At 43.3% G+C, this 6,254-nt stretch carries 6 protein-coding genes and 1 riboswitch; all 6 genes read right to left on the bottom strand.

Annotated features, from left to right (window positions below; translation table 11 throughout):
* Positions 1–2,486, bottom strand: a 2,486-nt coding sequence (gene metH, locus WBM98_RS05475) for a methionine synthase (RefSeq protein ID WP_424365023.1), incomplete at its 3' end; no start/stop codon positions are given.
* Positions 2,483–2,842: a four helix bundle protein gene (locus WBM98_RS05470; protein ID WP_424365022.1), complete on the bottom strand. Its 360-nt coding sequence runs from the start codon at positions 2,840–2,842 to the stop codon at positions 2,483–2,485. The genes WBM98_RS05470 and metH, both read right to left, overlap by 4 nt.
* 9 nt (positions 2,843–2,851) lie before the next feature.
* A complete protein-coding gene (locus WBM98_RS05465) occupies positions 2,852–3,856 on the bottom strand; it encodes a homocysteine S-methyltransferase family protein (RefSeq protein ID WP_424365021.1) in 1,005 nt (334 codons plus the stop codon).
* 206 nt (positions 3,857–4,062) lie between these two features.
* A riboswitch (SAM riboswitch) is annotated at positions 4,063–4,180 on the bottom strand.
* Positions 4,181–4,256: 76 nt separating this feature from the next.
* Positions 4,257–4,856 carry a precorrin-2 dehydrogenase/sirohydrochlorin ferrochelatase family protein gene (locus WBM98_RS05460; RefSeq protein ID WP_424365020.1) on the bottom strand — a complete coding sequence of 200 codons (600 nt, stop codon included), beginning with the start codon at positions 4,854–4,856 and terminating at the stop codon, positions 4,257–4,259.
* A gap of 51 nt (positions 4,857–4,907) precedes the next feature.
* The gene (gene cobA, locus WBM98_RS05455; RefSeq protein WP_424365019.1) at positions 4,908–5,756 is read right to left on the bottom strand and encodes a uroporphyrinogen-III C-methyltransferase; all 849 of its coding nucleotides are present in this window, start codon (positions 5,754–5,756) and stop codon (positions 4,908–4,910) included.
* On the bottom strand, positions 5,749–6,254 hold a 506-nt coding region (locus WBM98_RS05450), incomplete at its 5' end, for a HEPN domain-containing protein (protein WP_424365018.1). The genes cobA and WBM98_RS05450, both read right to left, overlap by 8 nt.

The raw sequence follows: 6,254 nt of genomic DNA, 5'->3' as shown, positions 1-6,254 counted from the left end.
AAATGGTCCGGACATGCCGGATAACCTGGCGCAGGACGGATTCCTTTATAAGACTCCTTAATCAGTTCTTCGTTGGCCAACTGTTCATCCTTTGCATAGCCCCAATGTTTTATACGGACTTCCTTATGCAGATATTCCGCAAAGGCCTCCGCCAATCGATCCGCCAATGCCTTGATTAAAATAGCATTGTAATCATCATGGTTCTTTTGATATTCTACGGCCAATTCGTCAGTGCCAAACCCGGTGCTTACACAAAAACAACCCATATAATCCTGGAGTCCTTGATCCTTTGGCGCTATAAAATCGGACAAGGCTAAATTAGGCACTCCTTCCCTCTTTTTCAACTGTTGTCGCAACGTACGGAAAACAAACTTTTTACTTTCGACTTCTATTTCAATATCATCCTCCTGTATCGTATTGGCCTTAAATAAGCCAAAAATGCCCTTTGCCCTCAACAATTTGTTCTCTACGACTTTTTTCAACATTTCTTGGGCATCCGAAAATAATTCTGTTGCCTGCGCACCAACGACGGTATCAGTTAGTATTGCCGGGTACTTGCCGTGGAGCTCCCAACTTCTAAAAAAGGGTGTCCAATCTATAAAAGGCACCAATTTACCAACATCCATATCTTCGATAACCTGTATTCCCAACGCAGTAGGTGGTACGATTTCGGTGGTACTCCAATCAATCCGAAACTTATTGTCCCTTGCTGCTGTTATGGAACTGTATTCTTTATGTTGGGCCCGGTTCTTGAATTTTGTGCGGAACGTTTCATAATCCGATTTTATGGATTGCTTATAGGCATCCGATGTTTCTTTTTGAAGCAAATTGCCAACGACGGTCACCGCCCTGGAAGCATCATTTACGTGAACCACGGTATTTTGATATTGGGGTTCTATTTTTACCGCCGTATGGGCCTTACTGGTGGTGGCACCACCAATCAACAAAGGGACCTTGAAATCTTGGCGTTCCATTTCCTTTGCCAAAAACACCATTTCATCCAAGGACGGCGTAATCAAGCCGCTCAAGCCAATAATGTCGACTTTTTCTTTTTTGGCAGCTTCGATTATTTTTTCTGGAGGCACCATCACCCCTAAATCAAAAATTTCATAATTGTTACAGGCCAATACCACACTCACTATATTTTTTCCGATATCGTGTACATCCCCCTTCACAGTGGCCATCAGAATTTTTCCTGCCCCTTCAGTGTCTCCCACCTGTGGGTTCAACAATTTCTCTTCTTCAATGAACGGCAGTAAATATGCTACCGCTTTTTTCATCACCCGGGCCGATTTCACGACTTGTGGCAAGAACATCTTTCCGCTTCCGAACAAGTCACCCACAACATTCATTCCAGTCATCAGGTGGCCTTCAATGACCTCAATCGGCTTACTGACACTTTTCCTTGCGGCTTCAACATCCTCAACGATATATTGGTCGATACCCTTTACCAAGGCCCTGGTTATTCGATTTTGAAGTGGTTCCTCACGCCATGAAAGATCCACTTTACTCTCCTTTGCTTTTCCTACCACCGATTCCGCAATATCAAGTAATCGCTCGGTGGCATCATCCCTTCGGTCAAGAATTACATCCTCAACACGCTCCAATAAATCCTTTGGAATATCATCATAGACCTCTAACATAGTTGGGTTTACGATACCTATATTCATCCCAGCCTTAATGGCATGGTATAGGAATACGGAATGCATGGCCTCCCTTACCGGATTATTGCCCCTGAAACTAAAGGAGACATTACTAACCCCACCGCTAACACTGCAATACGGGAGATTCTCCCTCACCCATTTGGTGGCTTCAATGAAGTCGAGCGCATTTCTTCTATGCTCCTCCATACCCGTAGCCACTGGAAATACATTTAAATCGAATATTATATCCTCCGGGGCGAAATGCACTTCATTCACCAGAATATCATAAGATCGTTTGGCAATTTCAACCCTTCGATCATAATTATCTGCCTGGCCCGTCTCGTCAAAAGCCATTACGATTACCGCAGCGCCATACCGTTTGATCAACTTAGCCTGATGGACGAATTGTTCCTTACCTTCCTTAAGACTTATGGAATTCACCACCGATTTGCCCTGTACTACCTGTAGCCCGGCTTCGATAATTTCCCATTTTGAACTATCGATCATTATGGGTACCCGAGCGATATCGGGTTCGGCCATGACCAGGTTCAAGAACGTAACCATGGCCTCTTTACCATCTATTAGTCCATCATCCATATTGATATCGATGATCTGGGCGCCACCTTCCACTTGATGTCGGGCGACATCCAAGGCCTCTTCAAATTTTTCTTCTTTTATTAGCCGAAGAAATTTCTTCGATCCTGCTACATTGGTACGTTCCCCCACGTTAATGAAATTGCTCTCAGGGGTTACTACCAAGGGTTCTAGACCGCTCAGTTTTAAATATCTGGTTGATAGTTGATGGTTGATAGTTGATGGTATGTTGGATTCATCATTTATCATCGCGTATTGTTTTTGTAATAATTGATAAATCCATTGAGTAATTTTTTGCAATTTACCATCTGTTCTTGTAGACTTTCAAAACCTTCCTTATTCAAATAATCTTGGTCTAAGGCCAAATATATTTGTGTTTCCAACTCATATAAAGAACCTCTAGCAATGTGTAAAAATTGTATTGTATCGGCAGATGTTCTTCGTCCACAACCCTCTGCAATATTAGAGGGTATTGAAATTGCAGATCTCCTCATTTGGCTCGTTAAACTGTACATTTCTTCTTTGGGAAATTTTCCTGTAATTTCATAAAGTATATTTACCAGAACTCTGGATTCTTTCCACACTTCCAATTCAGTATATTCCATATCAATCAACTATAAACTTTCAACCATCAACTTTCTGGGTTTATAATGCTTGACCAATTCAGCCATTGCTTTAATATGTTCCGGAGTGGTACCACAACAACCTCCCACAATATTCACCAGTCCTTTTTCCAGATACTCCTTTATCTGTGCTGCCATTTGCGTTGGGGATTCATCGTACTCCCCAAAGGCATTCGGCAGACCGGCATTCGGGTGGGCCGAAACCGGAAAATCGGTTTTTGAGGATAAAACCTCCAAATGTGGCACCAATTGGCTTGCCCCTAGGGCACAATTGAAGCCAACCGAAAGAATGGGGATATGGGATATGGAAATTAAGAATGCCTCCGCCGTTTGTCCGGACAAGGTTCGCCCGGAGGCATCGGTAATGGTACCACTGACCATAATCGGAACATCCATATTTCGTTCCTCTTTGACCTCCTCAATGGCGAATAATGCTGCTTTTGCGTTCAGGGTATCGAAAATGGTTTCTACCAACAGCATATCCACTCCCCCATCGACCAAGGCCTCGACCTGTTGTTTATAGGCCAACCGCAATTCATCAAAGGAAATTGCCCTAAACCCAGGGTCATTGACATCTGGCGACATACTTGCTGTTTTATTGGTGGGGCCGATACTCCCGGCAACAAACCTTGGTTTTTTTGGGTCTTTGGCCGTAAATTCATCAGCCACTTTTCTTGCGATTCTGGCGGACTCAAAATTAAGCTCATAGACCAAATCCTCCATATGGTAATCGGCCATGGCCACCGTTGTCCCTGAAAATGTATTGGTCTCAATGATATCGGCCCCAGCCTCAAGGTATTTTCCATGTATGGTGGCAATGGCCTCGGGCTGCGTAAGCGATAGAAGGTCATTGTTCCCTTGTAAGGGACTGTGCCATTCCTTAAAGCGTTCCCCGCGGAAATCAGCTTCGGTGAATTTATACCGCTGCAGCATGGTACCCATGGCGCCGTCCAAGACCAAAATCCGATCTTTTAATATGCTCTTAATGTCCTTCATATTCAGTTTATCACAATTTTTAGTTTAGTTACATTCTTACTTTAGTGATTGCAGAGGCATCTATTTTGACTCCTGCAAGGTTTTTAAAACCTTGTAGGTGTTACCAAAAAATTCAGCGTAAAGCCCGACCATTTACATCTAAGGAAATGGTAACGCCCAACTAATTATCGATCAAGGAAAAGGAAAAGACAGCTGTCTTTCAACGGGGGTTATCTTTCACGCTTAGGCATGATAGAATGTAGCACCTTCTTATCCCCGATGGCTTTTGGAAAAGGGTTGCCAAGGTTTCATCGGGTCTAGTCCCTCCGCCTTTCTTGATAACAATTTCAACGCACTAATGAACTCACTGCAAATAAACGGTACAGTTTGTTCTTAAACAAGGAATAACCCTAGTTTTAGGCTATTCATTACCCATTTTCGCTTTTGTGGTCAAGAGCATTTGGGTCACTTCATTCATTTTTTCAACCTTCTGGCTAAAGTTTCCTTTTATGGTCTTTCGATAGGAATTTAAATTGAGTACCATTTGATCGATGTCTTCCGGAATGACTTCCTCAAAAAATTGACGTAATCTTTTGGCCGTGGTCGGTGATTTACCATTGGTCGAAATTGCCACCTTAACATTGCCTTTCGTTACGATGCCACCCATATAAAAATCACAATAAGGGGGATTATCGGCTACATTGACCAATTTATCCATAACTCTGCAATCCTCATAAACCTGTATGTTCACGCTCGGTACATCGGTGGTTGCAATGACCATGTGCATTCCTTTAAGGTATTTCTTATGGTACACATCGGAAATCAATTGAACCTTGTGTTTCCCGGCCAATTCCAAGGTGTCCTTACCAAATTTCGGGGAGACCATCACGACATTGGCATCGGGACTTGATTTGGTCAGGAACGTGAGTTTTTCCTCAGCCACATTACCTCCACCTACAATCAAAATATGAAGATTGGAAGTTTTCAAGAATATGGGATATAGATTGTTTCGCTCTGTCATGACTTGACATTTGTTTGGTTTAGACCTACAAGGAGGCCGCCTTTGTTTCGACTACAGCGCCCGAGAAAAGCTGGCGTTCAACATAGACTTTGCAACATACTTCGGCATGTTCAGTACATCGTATTGCTTGACGTATTTTGGATGACCTGCAAGGTCTCGAAGATCTTTCAGGTCCAGAATCCTTTCCCGATGTTTTACCACATCACCAATGATGATTATGGCCGGATTTTTCAAGTCCTTCTTTTTGACCAATTTTTCAATGGAAGCTATGGTGCCTACCCCGACTTTTTCATTTTCCCGAGTGCCATTTTGAATAATGGCTATCGCCGTTTCTTCTTTACCTTCTTTCTTGAAAAGCTCAACGATGGCCGATAATTTTCCCATTCCCATAAGAATGACGACGGTGGCATTTGACTTTGCCGCCAAATGGACATCCTTCGATAGTTTATGTTCCTTTGTCGTACCTGTAATTACCCAAAAACTCTCGGCAGACCCTCTTTTGGTAACCGGAATGTGTTGCGAAGCGGGTACGGATACCGCTGATGAAACACCGGGAACCATAGCAACTTCCAAACCATGGGCTGCAGCATATTCCATTTCCTCAGCACCTCGCCCAAACACGAAGGGGTCGCCCCCTTTTAAACGGACTACATGCCCATGACTATAGGCCCTGCCCACGATCAACTCATTGATTTGATCTTGTTGATAGGCATAACACCCTCTTCGTTTCCCGACAAAAATGTGCTCCGCATTGGGCGCATAGTCCAATAAGGTGTCGTCGACCAAAGCGTCATAAAGCACTACATCGGCATTGGCCAGAACCTTGACCCCCTTTATGGTAATCAAATCCACATCACCGGGTCCGGCGCCAACTACGGTTAATTTAGGCTGTCTATACATTTATCAAATCCATTTTTCTATACGCCTCAACACTTTCAAGGAAATCCTGGGCATCTTTTAAATACTGTTTTGCGAAATCAGGGGTAGGTTCATTTTTATTGATCTGTAAAACTATTTCGGCAAAGGCCTGGCCTAGTTCTATTTTATTTGATGCAATGAAAATTTCATCAAAATCATTGATGATACTGGTGTGGGTATTTGTCTTTGTTTTTTCTGTGGTCAATAGGGCTTTTGCCGCATTTACCATTGCCGAATACGAATGGTAAATACTAGCGGCCCATTTTTCCTCATGAAGGGTGGAAATCGCGTTGAGTATTTTCTCTTCACTTTCATACAGCAATGTCGCCACTAAATCGATTACTACGCCTGCGCACTCCCCAATACCTATCGCCTTCTGGTACTGCTCCTCGGATCCCCAGTCGATAAAATCTTCAGGGGCTAGATTATCCACAGCGGCCAAAGGCTTTAGCAGGTCATAAAAATAGGGTTCTCCCTTTT

This window comes from Maribacter sp., assembly GCF_049667165.1.
Taxonomy (GTDB): Bacteria; Bacteroidota; Bacteroidia; order Flavobacteriales; family Flavobacteriaceae; genus Maribacter_A.
Note: the sequence above shows the minus strand (reverse complement) of the source record. Positions and strands in the feature narration are given on the sequence as shown.